Raw genomic sequence first — 15221 nt, 5'->3', positions numbered from 1 at the left:
GGTGTGCCGGGAAACAACCCCGGCCCGTTCAGGAGGAATCCCATGCGCAAGGCACTCACCATCGCGAGCATCGCCCTCGTCTCCTCGATGGCCCTCGGCAGCGCCGCCACCGCGTTCGCCGCCGATGCACCCTCCCCCGTCGCCACCATCGGCACGGCCGTCCACGAGGACGCGTCCGCCGGGCTGAAGCTGTCGCAGTCCACGGCCGGGCCCGGCTCCTCCCTCACCTTCGAGATGGAGGTGCCGGACGGCTCCACGCACCTGTCCGTCTCCTCCAAGGCCCTCGCCGAGGTGAAGACGACCGAGGGTCGCGGCGGCACCGCCGTCGTCGCCGACGTCCCGGACGGCACCTACGGCGTCTCCCTCGCCGGCACCGGCCCCGACGGCGCCAAGCTCCAGGCCACGGCCCAACTGACCGTCCGGAAGGGCGGCGAGCCCACCCCGGCGCCCTCCACCCTGAGCCTGTCCACCGACCACGGCCACCCCGGCGACAAGGTCACCGTCACCGTCAAGACCGGCGAGAGGAACGCCTACGTGCAGTCGGGCGCCTTCGCCGGCGGACGGATCGACCTGAAGAGCGACGGCCACGGCACGTGGACCGGCACCGCCGTCGTCGCCAAGGACGTCAAGACCGGCTACTACGGCGTCGAGGCGTACGCGGGCGGCAAGAAGTTCGACACCGTCACGTTCGCCACCGAGGGCGGGAGCACCCCCGACGTGAAGCCGCGGCCCAAGCCGCAGCCGCTGAAGCCGAGCGAGCACAGGACGCCCAAGGGCTCCGTGAACACGGGCCAGGCACCCGCCGGTTGCGTTCCCGAGGCCGGCAATGCCTGAGTCCGCCACCGCTTCCCTCCGCCGCCGGGGCGGCCTCGCGCATCGCGCGGCCGCCCTGGCGGGGGCCTCGGCCCTCGCCGTGTTCCTCGCCTCCGGCTGCTCGGCGGGTGCTTCCGCGCACGGCGTGGCCCCCGTGGCCCACACCACCGCCGCCTCCTCCCTCCCGCCCTCCGTCCCCGACCGGATCAAGATCCCCGACATCGGCGTGGACGCCCCCCTGGACGCCGTCGGCCTCGACGCCCAGGGCGTCATGCGGGAACCCGACTTCGCCAAGCCGAAGGACGCGGCCTGGTACGAGGACGGCCCCACCCCCGGCGAGCCGGGCGCGGCCGCCGTCGTCGGCCACATGGACACCCCGCAGGTCCCGAAGGCCGTCTTCTTCGACCTGGGGAAGCTGAAGAAGGGCGAGGAGATCGACGTGCACCGGGCCGACGGCACCACCGCCGTCTTCTCCGTCGACGAGGTCGACACCTTCAAGAAGGACGCCTTCCCCACCGACAAGGTCTACGGCGACACCCACGGCAAGGCCGAGCTCCGCGTCATCACCTGCGGCGGCGACCTCACCGCGGACCGCCACTGGGACTCCAACGTCGTCGTGTTCGCCCACCTCACGGGCAAGGCCCAGCCCCGTACGCGATACCTTCAGGGCTCCGGGGTCGACGCCCCGGGAAGCGACTTGGAGGCAGCGGCGTGAGCGTGCGAGTGACGGCGGCCCAGAGCGGCGTGGACCCCTTCGGCACGGCCCGGCTGCGGCGCGGCGTGCTCGACGCGTGGGGCGCCGGCCCCGCCCGGTTCCGTGAGGACGCCAACGCCGAGGAGGACCTCGCGCTCGGCGGCTACCGCGACCGGCTCGTCGTCGAGCTGGCCCAGAACGCGGCCGACGCCGCCGGCCGGGCGGGCGTGCCGGGCCGGCTGCGGCTCACCCTGCACCCGGGAGAGGGCGCGCACGGGCCCGCCGTGCTCGCCGTCGCCAACACCGGTGCCCCGCTGGACGCGACGGGCGTGGAGTCGCTGTCCACCCTGCGTGCCTCCGCGAAGCGGGAGCCCGCGCACGACAGCGTCGGCCGCTTCGGCGTCGGCTTCGCCGCCGTGCTGGCCGTCTGCGACGAGCCCGCGGTGCTCGGCCGCCACGGCGGCGTCCGCTGGTCCCTGGCCGAGGCCCGCGAACTGGCGCGGGGCGCCGCCGTCGGCAGCCCCGGCCTCGGTGACGAGCTGCGCCGCCGCGACGGGCACGTGCCGCTGCTGCGCCTCCCGCTGCCCGCCGAGGGCACCGCGCCCGAGGGCTACGACACCGTCGTCGTCCTCCCGCTGCGCGACGCGGCCGCCGAGGCCCTCGCCGAGCGGCTGCTGGCCGGCATCGACGACGCCCTGCTGCTGACCCTGCCGGGGCTGCGCGAGGTCGTCGTGGACACGCCCGCCGGTGGCACCCGCACCCTGTACCGCCGCGACGAGGGCCCGTACACCGTCATCGAGGACTCCCGCACCGGCACCAACCGCTGGCGCACCGTCCGCCACGGCGGCCCCATCGAGCGGGCCCTGCTCGCCGACCGGCCCGTGGAGGAGCGGCTGCGGCCCGCCTGGGCGGTGTCCTGGGCGGTGCCCGTCGACGCCGACGGCGCCCCGGTGCGCCCCGCCACCGCGCCCGTCGTGCACGCGCCGACCCCGACCGACGAACCGCTGGGCATCCCCGCCCTGCTCATCGCGACCCTGCCGCTGGACACCACCCGCCGGCACCCCGCACCGGGACCGCTGACCGACTTCCTCGTGGAGCGCGCGGCGGACGCGTACGCCGAACTCCTCGGCGGGTGGGAGCCGGTGAGCCCCGCGCTCGTGGACCTCGTACCGGGACCGCTCGGCAAGGGCGAGCTCGACGGGGCGCTGCGCGCGGCCGTCCTGAAGCGGCTCCCCCGCACCGCGTTCCTCGCCCCGGCGGCCCCCTCCGAGGAGCTGTCGGCGCTGCGCCCCTTCGAGGCCGAGGTGGTGGAGGGCGCGGGCGCCGACACCGTGCGCGTCCTCGCGGAGGTGCTGCCGACGCTGCTCCCGGCGGGCCTGGAGCGCCGCCCCGAACTGCGCACCCTGGGCGTGGGCCGGCTGCCGCTGGGCGACGCCATCGAGAGGATCGCGGGCATCGAGCGGACCCCGGAGTGGTGGCACCGGCTCTACGACAGCCTCGCCGGCGTCGACCCGGACCGGCTGTCCGGACTCCCCGTGCCGCTCGCCGACGGGCGTACGACCATCGGCCCGCGCCACGTCCTGCTCCCGTACGCGGACACCCCCGCCGACCTGGCCCGCCTCGGCCTGAAGGTGGCCCACCCGGACGCGGCGCACCCGCTGCTGGAGAAGCTCGGCGCGCTCCCGGCGACGGCGCGGGCCGTGCTGACGACCCCGCAGGTGCGGGCGGCCGTCGCCGCCTCCCTGGACGCGGGAGAGATCTGGGACGAGGACGCGGACACCCCGGACGCCGACGAACTCGCCGAGATCGTCCTGACGCTGGTCCGCGACGCCGAACTGGCCCCCGGCGACGAGCCCTGGCTGGGCGCGCTGGCCCTGCCCGACGAGGACGGCGAGCTGACGCCGGCGGGCGAACTGCTGCTGCCCGGAAGCCCGCTGGCCTCCGTGATCCGCGAGGACGAGGTCCCGTACGTGGACGCCGACCTCGCCGCCCGCTGGGACGCGGGCACCCTCACCGCCTGCGGTGTCCTCGCCACGTTCCAGCTGGTCCGCGCCACCGACGTGGTCCTCGACCCGGACGAACTGGAGCCGCGCGAGGGCGACTTCGCGGAGCCCGACGACGCGGGGCTGCTGGACGCGGTCGACGTGTGGTGCGAAGACCTCCTGGACCAGCTCCCCGACCTGCCCGTCCCGCCGGTGGCCACGGAACTCGTCGCCGTCCGCGACCTCGACCTGGTCGACGACGACTGCTGGCCCCAGGCCCTCGCGATGCTCGCGCAGCCCCCGCTCCGGGACGCCCTCACGCAGCCCGTGCGCGTCCTCCTCCCGGACGGCACCACCCGGTCCGTGCGCCCGTACACCGCGTGGTGGCTGCGCGACCACCCGGTGCTCGACGGCCGCCGCCCGGCGGGCCTGCGCGCGGCGGGCGGCGACCCGCTCCTGGAGGGCCTCTACACCTCGGCGGACGCCACCGGCTTCGAGGACGAGCAGGTCCTGCGCGCCCTCGGCGTACGCACCACCGTCCGGGCCCTGCTCGACGAACCGGGAGGCGCGGCCGAGCTCCTGGGCCGCCTCGCCGACCCGGCCCGCGAGGTGACGGGCCGCCAACTGCACGGCCTGTACGGCGCGCTGGCCGACCTGGACCCCGAGCAGGTCACCCTCCCGGACGAGCTGCGCGCGGTGGTCGACGGCGAGGTCACGGTGGTGGACGCGGCGGACGCGGTCATCGCCGACGCCCCCGACCTCCTCCCCCTCACGACGGGCCTGCCCCTCCTGCCCGTCCCGCCGTCCCGGGCCTCCGACCTCGCGGACCTCCTCCAGGTCCGCCGCCTGTCGGAGACGGTCCCGGCGGAGGTCACGACCCCGGGCGAGGAGCACGACGTACCCGACTCGGTCCGCGTCCTCCTCGGCCCCGCCACCCCGCTGACGTACCTCGAACACGAGGAACTGATCGCGGGCGGCATCGAACTCGACTGGCGCCGCACCCCCGACGGCACCCTCCACGCCGCCACCCTGGAGGGCGTGGCAGCCGGCCTCGCCTGGTCGGCGGGCCAATGGCCCCGCCGCTTCGAGGTGGCGGCCCTCCTGGAGGACCCGTCCCGGACCTCGGAACTGGCCCGGGACAGGTGGTTCGACTAGAAACCGGTGACGTTCGGGAAGGGAGCCTTCGTCCCCTTCCCGGGGAGCACGGTGACCTTGCCGGTGGCGTCCGCCGACCAGAGGTCCGGGAGGCCGTCGCCGGTGAGGTCACCGTCGGAGCCGATCCGCGGGTGCGCGCCCGGAGCCAGGGTGGTCAGTACCGGGCCGGCGGCCGGGTCGGCGAAGGCGGAGAAGTCCGGGGCGTCCGGGGTGCCGGTGATGGAGAAGGCTCGTATGCCTCCGTCCGTCGTAGAACGGGCCCACAGCGTCGGGAAGTCCGTGCCCTGCGCGGAGCCGGGCGTGAGCAGCTCGTAGCCGGTCCAGCGGGTGTCGTTGCCGGAGATGAGCGTGGCGAACGACTGCAGACCCCCACCGCCGCGCTTGGCCAGCCACAGGCGACCGTTCTCGACGAACAGCAGCGAGGTGCGCGGCAGGACCCCGTCGACGGCGGTGTCACCGGTGGGTGAGCCGTACGCGGCGATCTGCGTGACCTTGGTCCAGTCGGACCCCAGGCCGTGGGCCGCGCAATCGATCGTCTCGCCTGCCGTGTTCAGGCATTCTTCGGGCTTGTCGAGGATCATGGGGCCCTGGTCCGTGAACGCGCCCGATCCGCTGTTGCGGAACAGGTAGAGGGAGAGACCCCCGGGGGTGTGGGCGAACAGGTCGTCCACCCGGCCGCCGGTCAGGCTGCCGCGGTGGGTGTACTGGACGCCGGCCCAGCTTCCGCTGCCGCCCGGGGCGGCCAGGCGGTGTGCGTTGACCGGGTCCAGCGGGTTCGATCCCGCCTTGCGGAGGTTGCCCGCGGTGTCCGGGACGAGGACGTCCGGCGTACGGTCTCCGTCGATGTCGCCGAAGACGGCGGGCCTGGTGTCCGCCTGCGCGTAGTAGTACAGGTTGGCCTCGCCGAGGTTGCCCGCGTTGTCCATCGTCTGCAGATAGACGTACTGGCCGCCCCAGTCGGCGGGCTTGACCTTGATGTCGACGGAACCGTCCGTCAGACGTACGACGTGGGAGTCGGTCGCCTCGTCCGAGCACTTCCAGCCGACGCTGAAGACGGGACTCGTCTGCCAGCGGGCGCACGCGATCCCCGAACCGGAGTCGGAGCCCTTGAGGGTGAAGGTGGCCTCCACGCCCTGCTTCTTCGGGGTCGAGTCGGTGGTGACCTCCGCGGTCGGCTGGGTGTGGTCCACACGGAAGTAGCACCAGGCGGTGTACGGGCTCGTCAGCTTCCCGTCGGTCGCGCGGGCGCGCCAGGCGTACTGGCCGCCGTCCTTGAGCAGGTCGCGGGAGACGACCGCACTGGCCTCGGGCCAGGTGGACCACGAGGTCGGGAAGTCCGTGCGCTTGCCGCCGTACGAGGTGTCCCAGAGCTGGAACGTCGTCTGGACCTGGGCGCCCGACGGCGACGCGGCGGTGACGCGGGTGGTGATGTCACCCAGTCCGACCCAACCGGCCCCCGAGCCGGTGTACGGGTTCCTGTAGCAGTCGGAGCTCTGGCTCTCGCCGGCGAAGCCGGGGGTCGGACTGGTCCGGGGTGCGCTGACCGTGGGCGCGGCCGGGCCGGCAGTGGCCGCGGCGGTCGCCGGTGCGGCCACCGCCAGGCCCAGCGTCAGCGCCAGAGCCGCTGTGGGTAAGGCACGGGTGTGCTTCATTCGGTGGATTCCCCCCCTGGGAATACGGCTGATGGACCGCCATGATTGCCCACGGCACGTTCGGCTCGAATAAAGATCTGAATGACAGTCAGACACGGTCGGAAGCGGCCGGTACGGCAATGCCCTCCGGGAGGACCGGCCCCCGCGCCGGTCCCCTACGCCGGGAACTTCCGGTTCACCCAGCGGAAGGTGAATTCGATCAGGGTGGCCGCCGCCGCGGCGATGGCCACCGCGATCCAGGGCATCGTGGTGCCGACCAGCTTCAGTTGGAAGAAGTCCTGGAGCCACGGGACGACCAGGACGATCAGGAAGGCGCCGCCCATCGCGCCGACCAGGGCGACCCGCCACCAGGTGTACGGGCGGGCGATGATCGCCAGGACCCACATCGAGGTGAGGAAGAGGGTCAGCGTCGCCGCGCTGGTCTCCGCGTTGAGGGAGTCCGGGCCCGTGTAGTACGCGCGGGCGATCAGGTACGAGACGAAGGTGGCCGTGCCCGCGATCACGCCGCCGGGGATCGCATACCGCATCACGCGCCTCACGAAGTGCGGTTTCGCGCGTTCCTTGTTGGGCGCCAGGGCCAGGAAGAAGGCCGGGATGCCGATGGTGAGCGTGGACAGCAGGGTCAGGTGGCGGGGCAGGAAGGGGTACTCGACCCGCGAGCAGACCACCAGGATGGCCAGGAGGACCGAGTAGACGGTCTTGGTGAGGAAGAGGGTCGCGACGCGGGTGATGTTGCCGATGACCCTGCGGCCCTCGGCCACCACCGAGGGGAGCGTCGAGAAGCTGTTGTTCAGGAGCACGATCTGGGCGACCGCGCGGGTGGCCTCCGAGCCCGAGCCCATGGAGACGCCGATGTCGGCGTCCTTGAGGGCCAGGACGTCGTTGACGCCGTCGCCCGTCATGGCGACCGTGTGCCCCTTGGACTGGAGGGCGGCGACCATGTCGCGCTTCTGCTGCGGGGTGACGCGTCCGAAGACCGTGTTCTCGTCCAGGACCTCGGCCATGTCGGCCCGCTCGGTGGGGAGCCGCCGGGCGTCGACGGTGTTCTCGGCGCCCGGCAGCCCCAGCTTCCCGGCGACCGCGCTGACGGAGATCGCGTTGTCACCGGAGATGACCTTGGCCTTGACGTTCTGGTCCTCGAAGTAGCGCAGGGTGTCGGCGGCGTCGGGGCGCAGTCGCTGCTCCAGGACGACGAGGGCGGTCGGCCGCACGCCGGTGGCCACGGCCTCGTCGTCGAGTTCGCGGGCGGAGCGGGCGAGCAGCAGGACGCGCAGGCCCTGTTCGTTGAGGTCGTTGATCTCGTCGAGCGCCGGGTCCCCGGCGGGCAGCAGTACGTCGGGGGCGCCGAGCAGCCAGGTGTTGTTCTCGCCGTCGCCCTCGCTGAAGCTGGCGCCGCTGTACTTGCGGGCGGAGGAGAAGGGCAGCGATTCGGTGCAGCGCCATTCCGCGCTGTCGGGATAGGCGTCGATGATCGCCTGGAGGCTGGCGTTGGGGCGGGGGTCGGACTCGCCGAGGGCGCCGAGGACCTTCTTGACGTACGAGGGTTCCGCCCCGCCGAGGGGACGCAGCTCGGTGACGTCCATGCCGCCCTCGGTGAGGGTGCCGGTCTTGTCGAGGCAGACCACGTCCACGCGGGCGAGGCCCTCGATGGCGGGGAGTTCCTGGACCAGGCACTGCTTGCGGCCGAGGCGGATGACGCCGATGGCGAAGGCGACGGAGGTGAGGAGGACGAGCCCCTCGGGGATCATCGGGACGATGCCGCCGACGGTACGGGCGATGGCGTCCTTGAGGTTGGAGTCCTTGCCGGCGAGCTGGCTGATGATCAGGCCGATCGAGGTCGGGATCATCATCCAGGTGACGTACTTGAGGATGGTCGAGATGCCGGAGCGCAGCTCGGAGTGGACGAGCGTGAAGCGGGAGGCCTCTTCGGCCAGCTGGGCGGCGTAGGCCTCGCGGCCGACCTTGGTGGCGGTGAAGGCGCCGCCGCCGGCGACGACGAAGGAGCCGGACATGACCGGGTCGCCGGGCTTCTTCAGGACGGGGTCGGCCTCGCCGGTGAGCAGGGACTCGTCGATCTCCAGGCTCTCGGCCTCGCCGACGGAGCCGTCGACGACGACCTTGTCTCCGGGTCCGAGTTCGATGACGTCGCCGAGGACGATCTCGGAGGTGGAGATCTCGGCGGTGCGGCCGTCGCGGCGGACGCTGGGTTTGGCCTCGCCGATGACGGCCAGGCCGTCGAGGGTCTTCTTGGCGCGCAGTTCCTGGATGATGCCGATGCCGGTGTTCGCGATGATCACGAAGCCGAAGAGGGTGTCCTGGATCGGCGCGACGATGAACATGATCACCCAGAGGACGCCGATGATGGCGTTGAAGCGGGTGAAGACGTTCGCGCGGACGATGTCGGCGGTGGAACGGCTGCTGCGTACGGGGACGTCGTTGACGTCGCCGCGCGCGACGCGCTCGGCGACCTCTGCGGTGGTCAGTCCGGCGGGCTTGAACCGGGGCGCCGGCGGGCGCACGGGGTGCACGGGGTCGAGCTCGGCGCCCGCGTCGATGGCGGCCCCGCCGCCCCCGCCCGCGGCGTCGCCCGGCTCCGGCCCGTCATGGTCGATCCTCGCCCGCTGCGTCATGGTTTCGACGTTAAGCGTGGTTCGAACGCTTTACCCGCCGAGCGATGCGAAGATCCGACTTCGGGATGACCCGAATCGTCCGTTGGTAGCCATCGGGCGAATCCGGCCCCGCCGGCGTTTGAGGCGAGCCCGGCCGGAGGCCGGGGCTATGCCTGGTCCGCCTGCCCGGCCCGCGCAGCGACCTCCGCCGCATGACGCTTGAGCGCGGCGTCGCGGCCGCGGACGTACCAGATGCCGATCAGGCCGAGGAAGCCGCCGGCCGCGCAGGTCCAGACCCACCACAGCAGGTCCCGGTCGGCGAACCAGCCGTAGAAGGGGAGCTGGGCGAGGAACATGGCGAACCAGATGATCGTGCCGCCCACGATGGTCGCGACGACCGGTCCCTCCAGGGGCTCGGGCGCCTCGTGCTTCGGAGTCCATTTCGCCATGCGCCAAGTCTAGGCGCCGCGATGCGGGGTCTACGCGCGGAGATGGACGGCCCTTCGTTCATGTGTTCATACTGAAACGGTTTGGGCCAGGCCCATTTTCTTCGTATGAACCCCCATTTGAGGACCGTATGAGCACCTCGGCCCCCGCCCCCGAAGCCATCCGTCCGGAGCCCTCCTCCCAGGAACCCTCTGGCGCCATGGACCGCTACTTCAAGATCTCCGAGCGCGGCTCGACGATCGGCCGCGAGATCCGCGGCGGCTTCGCCACCTTCTTCGCGATGGCCTACATCATCGTGCTGAACCCGATCATCCTCGGCAGCGCCAAGGACATGTACGGGCACCAGCTCGACAGCGGGCAGCTGGTCACGGCCACCGTCCTGACGGCGGCCTTCACCACCCTCCTCATGGGCGTCATCGGCAACGTCCCGATCGCGCTGGCCGCCGGCCTCGGCGTCAACACGGTCGTCGCCCTCCAGCTCGCCCCGCGCATGAGCTGGCCCGACGCCATGGGCATGGTGGTCCTGGCCGGTTTCGTCGTGATGCTGCTGGTCGCGACGGGCCTGCGCGAGCGGGTCATGAACGCCGTCCCGCTCGGCCTGCGCAAGGGCATCGCCATCGGCATCGGCCTGTTCATCATGCTGATCGGCCTGGTCGACTCCGGCTTCGTCACCCGCATCCCGGACGCCGCGCACACCACGGTCCCGCTCCAGCTCGGCACCGGCGGCCACCTGCACGGCTGGCCCGTACTGATCTTCGCGGTCGGCGTGCTCCTCACCCTCGCGCTGCTGATCCGCAAGACGCCCGGCGCGATCCTGATCTCCATCGTGGCCATGACCGTCGTCGCGGTCGTCGTCCAGCTGATCGTCGGGCTCCCGGACTCCGGCTGGGGCCTGACCGTTCCCGAGTGGCCGGGCAACCCGGTGGCGGCGCCCGACTTCGGGCTCGTCGGCCAGGTCAGCCTCTTCGGCGGCTTCGGCAAGGTGGGCGTGCTGACGGGCGTCCTGTTCGTCTTCACCGTGCTGCTGTCCTGCTTCTTCGACGCCATGGGCACGATCCTCGGCGTCGGCGACGAGGCGAAGCTGATCGACAGGAAGACCGGCGAGTTCCCCGGGATCAACCGGGTCCTGCTGATCGACGGCCTGGCCGTCGCCTCGGGCGGCGCGACCTCCTCCTCCGCGACCACCTGCTTCGTGGAGTCCACTGCCGGTGTCGGCGAGGGCGCCCGCACGGGTCTGGCGAACGTCGTGACGGGCGGTCTCTTCGCCGTGGCGCTGTTCCTCACCCCGCTCGCCACGATGGTCCCGTCCCAGGCGGCCACTCCCGCCCTGGTGGCGGTCGGCTTCCTGATCCTGGCGGGATCGGTCAAGGACATCGACTGGAGCGACTTCACCATCGCCGTCCCGGCCTTCCTGGCCATGGTGATGATGCCCTTCACGTACTCGATCACCAACGGCATCGGCATCGGCTTCGTGAGCTTCTGCGCGCTGCGGCTGGCGACCGGCCGGGGCCGGGAGGTCCCGATGCCCATGTACGTCGTGTCGGCGGTGTTCGTCTTCTACTACGCGATGCCCGCCCTGGGCCTCACGTAAGGCCTCGTCCACGGGCTCACGTCAGCCCGTAGAACTTCTCCGTCTCGTCGACGGCCGCCTTGAAGCGCTCGTCGAAGTCGTCGCGAATGAGCGTCCGGACCACGTAGTCCTGGACGCTCATTCCGCGTTTGGCGGCATGAGTCCGGAGCCTGTCGAGGAGCTCCCCGTCTATGCGCATGCTCAGCACATGTGTCCCCATGCCGAAAGAGTCGGGGCACAGGGCGTGTACGCGTGTCACTTTCCACGCCCCACTCACCCTTACGAGTGATAAGGCCTGGTGAAGGCTGACGCGATGTGGCTGAGGGGGCGGACGGGAACCCGGTGTTCCTTAGGGAGAGTAATGAGTTATTCTAAGGACATGCGTGACCTTTCCCATGGCGACGACGCTGCCGCCGTGAACGACCTCCGCTCCGCCGTCATGCGGCTGGGCCGGCGCCTCAAGCACCAGCGCGTCGACGAGTCGCTGAGCCCGACCGAGATGTCGGTCCTCGGCACCCTCGCCCGCTGCGGCCAGGCCACCCCCGGTGAGCTGGCCCGGCGCGAGCACGTACAGCCGCCGTCGATGACCCGCATCGTCGCACTGCTGGAGGCCAAGGGCCTGGTCACGCTGGAGCCGCACCCCGACGACCGCCGGCAGAAGGTGGTCCGCCAGACCGAGGAGGCCGAGGCGATGCTCGAAGAGAGCCGTCGCAAGCGCAACGCCTTCCTGGCCGGGCTCGCGGCCGAGCTGACCGAGGAGGAGTGGGCCAAGCTGCGCGAGGCCGCACCCGTCCTGGAGAAGCTCGCGCACCTGTAAGGACGACGCCAGGAGGCGAACGCTTTTGAGTACGGGAAACGGAGCAGACTCCGCACCCGGCCACACATCCACCCCCTCTACCTCCGCCGATGCACGCGCGGGCACGAGCTCGGCGAGCTCGAAGTACTCGAAGAACTCGATGTTCGGCTCGCTGAGGATCCGGAACTACCGGCTCTTCGCCACGGGCCAGGCCGTCTCGAACACCGGCACCTGGATGCAGCGCATCGCCCAGGACTGGCTGGTCCTCTCCCTGACCGGCTCCGCCTCGGCCGTCGGCATCACCATCGCGCTGCAGTTCCTGCCGATGATGGTGTTCGGCCTCTACGGAGGCGTACTCGCGGACCGGCTGCCCAAGCGGCCGCTGCTGATCGCCACCCAGAGCGCGATGGGCCTCACCGGAATCGCGCTCGCCGCGCTCACCCTGGCGGGACACGTCCACGTGTGGCACGTCTACCTCGCCGCCTTCCTCCTCGGACTCGTCACCGTCGTGGACAACCCGGCGCGGCAGACGTTCGTCCCGGAGATGGTCGGCAAGAAGCAGCTGGCCAACGCGGTCAGCCTGAACTCGGCGAACTTCCAGTCCGCGCGGCTGGTCGGCCCGGCGGTCGCCGGTGTGCTGATCACCGCCGTCGGCTCCGGCTGGGCCTTCCTGCTGAACGGACTGTCCTTCGCCGCCCCCGTCATCGGCCTGCTGCTGATGCGCACGGACGAACTGCACCCGGTCGAGCCTCAGCCCCGTACGAAGGGGCAGCTGCGCGAGGGCCTGCGGTACGTCGCCGGACGGCCCGAGCTGATCTGGCCGATCGTGCTGGTCGGCTTCATCGGCACCTTCGGGTTCAACTTCCCGATCTGGCTGTCGGCGTTCGTCGACGACGTCTTCCACGGGGACGCGGGCACGTACGGACTCTTCAACACCCTGATCGCGGCCGGCTCCCTGGCGGGCGCGCTGCTCGCCGCCCGGCGCGGGCTCTCCCGGCTGCGGCTGCTGACGGCGGCCGCCGTCCTGTTCTCGGTCCTGCTGATCGTGACGGCCTTCGCACCGGGGTTCTGGCTGTTCGCGGCGCTGCTGGTGCCGATCGGGCTGTTCGGACTGACGGTCAACGTCACGGCCAACTCCAGCGTGCAAATGGCCACCGACCCGGAGATGCGGGGGCGGGTCATGGCCCTGTTCATGATGGTGTTCACGGGCGGGACGCCGGTGGGTGCGCCGCTCGTGGGCTGGATCACGGACACGTACGGTGCGCGGGTCGGCATGGCGGCGGGTGGGGCGGTGTCGCTGGCCGCGTCCGTCGCCATCGCGGTGGTCCTGGCCCGGGTGGGCAACCTCCGCCTGAGCGTCTCCCGCCACGGGGTGGCCTTCGTCCCCTCCCCGCACCGCCGCGAACTGGTCCCGGCCGCGTAGCCCTTGCGGCCCCGCCTCCCGGGGCCCCGCCCCTCTCCCGGCGGGGCCGAAGATGCCGCTGCGCGGCACCCTGGGCTCCGCCCAGACCCTCCCCCAGCTACCGCTGGGAGGTGCCCCCTTCCTCAAACGCCGGCGGGGCTGAAATGGCCCTCCGGGCAATCCAGCCGCGCCTGGCGGGCGGCAGCAGCCGAATCCAGCCCCTCCGGCGTTTGAGGAGCGGGGTCTGGGGCGGAGCCCCAGGTGCCGCGCAGCGGCACTCCCACCGGGGCGCCACCCCGGCGGCGGACAGCGGCAGCTCCCACGGACCGGCGGCGCCGCTAGGCTCGGGGCATGAGACTGTTCGTCGCCGTGCTGCCGCCGGCCTCCGCGGCGGAGGAGCTCGCCGAGGCCATCAGCGGCCTCCGGGACGACCGCCTGCGCTGGACCGGCCAGGCCGGCTGGCACTTCACGCTCGCCTTCCTCGGCGAGGTACGGGACGAGGTGCTCCCCGAACTGCACACCCGCCTGGAACGCGCCGCCCACCGCACGGCCCCCTTCCCCCTGCGCCTGCACGGCGCCGGGCACTTCGGGGACCGTGCGCTGTGGGTCGGGGCCGCCGGGGGCATCGACGCGATGCGGATGCTCTCCGAGCGCGCCGAGGCCGCCGCCCGGCGGGCCGGGGTGCCGATGGGCCGGCACCACCGGTACACCCCGCACCTCACCCTCGGCCGCAGCCGTGACATCCGGCGCGACCACCCCGAGCAGGGCTCCGGCGACGACCTGCGGCCCTACCTGGAGGGACTCGCCTCCTTCGAGGGGACCGCCTGGTCGGTCACCGAGCTGAGCCTGGTCCGCAGCAACCTGCCCACGAGCGGGATCCCCGGGGAGCAGCCCCGCTACGAGACCGTCGCGGCCTGGCCCCTGGAAGGACGACCCGAGGGGAGCGGTTAGGCTCGACGGGTGGATCCCAAAACCAGAAACCGTGTGATGGCCGGTGTGCTCGTGCTGATGTTCGTCGTCGTGGCCGTGGCAGCCGCCGTCGGCCAGTGACGGCCGGCGCGCCCGCCACGACCCCCTGACGCCCCGGGCCGATCACCAGGCGAAGGCCTCCGGCGACGGTCCCGGGCCGGGGAAGATCTCGTCCAGCGCGGCGAGCAGCTCCTCGCTCAGCTCCAGCTCCAGCGCCCGCAGGGCGCTCTCCAGCTGCTCGGCGGTGCGCGGGCCGACGATGGGGCCCGTCACGCCCGGCCGGGTGAGCAGCCAGGCCAGGGCGGTCTCGCCGGGCTCCAGGCCGTGCTTGTCGAGCAGGTCCTCGTACGCCTGGATCTGCGCCCGTGTCGAGCTGTTGGCCAGCGCGTCCGCGGAGCGCCCGGAGGCGCGGCGGCCGCCCTCGACCTCCTTCTTGATGACCCCGCCGAGTACGCCGCCGTGCAGCGGCGACCACGGGATGACCCCGAGGCCGTACTCCTGGGCCGCCGGGATGACCTCCATCTCCGCGCGCCGCTCGGCGAGGTTGTAGAGGCACTGCTCGGTGACCAGTCCGAGCATCCCGCGCCGGGCGGCCGTCTCGTTCGCCTGGGCGATCTTGTAGCCGGGGAAGTTGGAGGAGCCCGCGTACAGGATCTTGCCCTGCTGGATCAGTACGTCGACGGCCTGCCAGATCTCCTCGAAGGGGGTCAGGCGGTCGACGTGGTGGAACTGGTAGACGTCGATGTGGTCGGTCTGGAGCCGCTTGAGGCTGGCCTCGACGGCACGGCGGATGTTCAGCGCCGACAGCCGGTCCTCGTTCGGCCAGGTCTCGCCCTCGCGGGACATGGAGGCGTAGACCTTGGTGGCCAGGACCGTCTTCTCGCGCCGGCCACCGCCCTGCGCGAACCAGGTGCCGATGATCTCCTCGGTACGGCCCTTGTTCTCACCCCACCCGTACACATTGGCGGTGTCGAAGAAGTTCAGACCCGCGTCGAGCGCGGAGTCCATGATCGAGTGGCTCGTCGGTTCGTCTGTCTGGGGACCGAAGTTCATCGTGCCGAGAACGAGTCGGCTGACTTTGAGTCCGGTGCGTCCGAGCTGCGTGTACTTCATGGGCACCAGACAAACGCTT

12 protein-coding genes are annotated in these 15221 nt (G+C 72.0%); 7 read left to right on the top strand and 5 right to left on the bottom strand.

What is annotated here, in order from left to right; genetic code table 11:
- The first annotated feature begins 42 nt into the window (after nucleotides 1–42).
- Genes ACFYZL_RS00605 through ACFYZL_RS00595 form a run of 3 tightly spaced genes read left to right on the top strand, consistent with a single transcriptional unit; the run spans nucleotide 43 to nucleotide 4644 of the window.
- A complete protein-coding gene (locus tag ACFYZL_RS00605) occupies nucleotides 43–834 on the top strand; it encodes a hypothetical protein (protein ID WP_388674910.1) in 792 nt (263 codons plus the stop codon).
- Complete coding sequence (locus ACFYZL_RS00600) at nucleotides 827–1528, top strand: class F sortase (RefSeq protein WP_388674907.1); 702 nt, start codon at nucleotides 827–829, stop codon at nucleotides 1526–1528. Before ACFYZL_RS00605 ends, ACFYZL_RS00600 begins: the two co-directional genes overlap by 8 nt.
- On the top strand, nucleotides 1525–4644 hold the full coding sequence (locus ACFYZL_RS00595; RefSeq protein ID WP_388674904.1) for a sacsin N-terminal ATP-binding-like domain-containing protein: 3120 nt from the start codon (nucleotides 1525–1527) through the stop codon (nucleotides 4642–4644). The genes ACFYZL_RS00600 and ACFYZL_RS00595 overlap by 4 nt, the downstream gene beginning before the upstream one ends.
- Here ACFYZL_RS00595 and ACFYZL_RS00590 read toward each other — a convergent pair.
- From ACFYZL_RS00590 to ACFYZL_RS00580, 3 genes are all read right to left on the bottom strand, one after another.
- The gene (locus ACFYZL_RS00590) at nucleotides 4641–6296 is read right to left on the bottom strand and encodes a hypothetical protein (RefSeq protein WP_388674901.1); all 1656 of its coding nucleotides are present in this window, start codon (nucleotides 6294–6296) and stop codon (nucleotides 4641–4643) included. The two genes, ACFYZL_RS00595 and ACFYZL_RS00590, sit on opposite strands and share 4 nt — an antisense overlap.
- A gap of 155 nt (nucleotides 6297–6451) precedes the next feature.
- A complete protein-coding gene (locus tag ACFYZL_RS00585) occupies nucleotides 6452–8926 on the bottom strand; it encodes an HAD-IC family P-type ATPase (RefSeq protein WP_384752274.1) in 2475 nt (824 codons plus the stop codon).
- Nucleotides 8927–9072: 146 nt separating this feature from the next.
- Nucleotides 9073–9354, bottom strand: coding sequence for a DUF2530 domain-containing protein (locus tag ACFYZL_RS00580; RefSeq protein ID WP_384752273.1), 282 nt, complete (start codon nucleotides 9352–9354; stop codon nucleotides 9073–9075).
- 128 nt (nucleotides 9355–9482) lie between these two features.
- On the opposite strand from ACFYZL_RS00580, the gene ACFYZL_RS00575 reads away from it, so the two are divergent.
- Nucleotides 9483–10943 (top strand): NCS2 family permease, encoded by a 1461-nt coding sequence (locus ACFYZL_RS00575; protein WP_384752270.1) that lies wholly within the window; start codon nucleotides 9483–9485, stop codon nucleotides 10941–10943.
- 16 nt (nucleotides 10944–10959) lie between these two features.
- Here the strand turns inward: ACFYZL_RS00575 and ACFYZL_RS00570 are convergent, their stop codons facing one another.
- Nucleotides 10960–11142, bottom strand: a complete 183-nt coding sequence (locus ACFYZL_RS00570) for a hypothetical protein (protein ID WP_030156886.1) — start codon at nucleotides 11140–11142, stop codon at nucleotides 10960–10962.
- Nucleotides 11143–11301: 159 nt separating this feature from the next.
- Between ACFYZL_RS00570 and ACFYZL_RS00565 the strand changes: the two genes are divergently transcribed.
- The 3 genes from ACFYZL_RS00565 to thpR all read left to right on the top strand — a co-directional run bounded on the left by ACFYZL_RS00565 (nucleotide 11302) and on the right by thpR (nucleotide 14071).
- Entirely contained in the window at nucleotides 11302–11739 is a 438-nt protein-coding gene (locus tag ACFYZL_RS00565; protein WP_329381216.1) for a MarR family transcriptional regulator, read from the top strand.
- A 25-nt stretch (nucleotides 11740–11764) separates the two neighbouring features.
- A complete protein-coding gene (locus ACFYZL_RS00560) occupies nucleotides 11765–13141 on the top strand; it encodes an MFS transporter (protein ID WP_388674895.1) in 1377 nt (458 codons plus the stop codon).
- A 330-nt stretch (nucleotides 13142–13471) separates the two neighbouring features.
- On the top strand, nucleotides 13472–14071 hold the full coding sequence (thpR, locus tag ACFYZL_RS00555) for an RNA 2',3'-cyclic phosphodiesterase (RefSeq protein ID WP_384758169.1): 600 nt from the start codon (nucleotides 13472–13474) through the stop codon (nucleotides 14069–14071).
- Nucleotides 14072–14212: 141 nt separating this feature from the next.
- Here thpR and ACFYZL_RS00550 read toward each other — a convergent pair whose 3' ends face one another.
- Nucleotides 14213–15202, bottom strand: coding sequence for an aldo/keto reductase (locus tag ACFYZL_RS00550; protein WP_384758172.1), 990 nt, complete (start codon nucleotides 15200–15202; stop codon nucleotides 14213–14215).
- Between the last annotated feature and the right edge of the window lie 19 nt (nucleotides 15203–15221).

The organism is Streptomyces sp. NPDC001717 (assembly GCF_042892775.1).
Taxonomy (GTDB): domain Bacteria; phylum Actinomycetota; class Actinomycetes; order Streptomycetales; family Streptomycetaceae; genus Streptomyces.
This window is presented reverse-complemented; position numbering and strand designations above follow the sequence as displayed.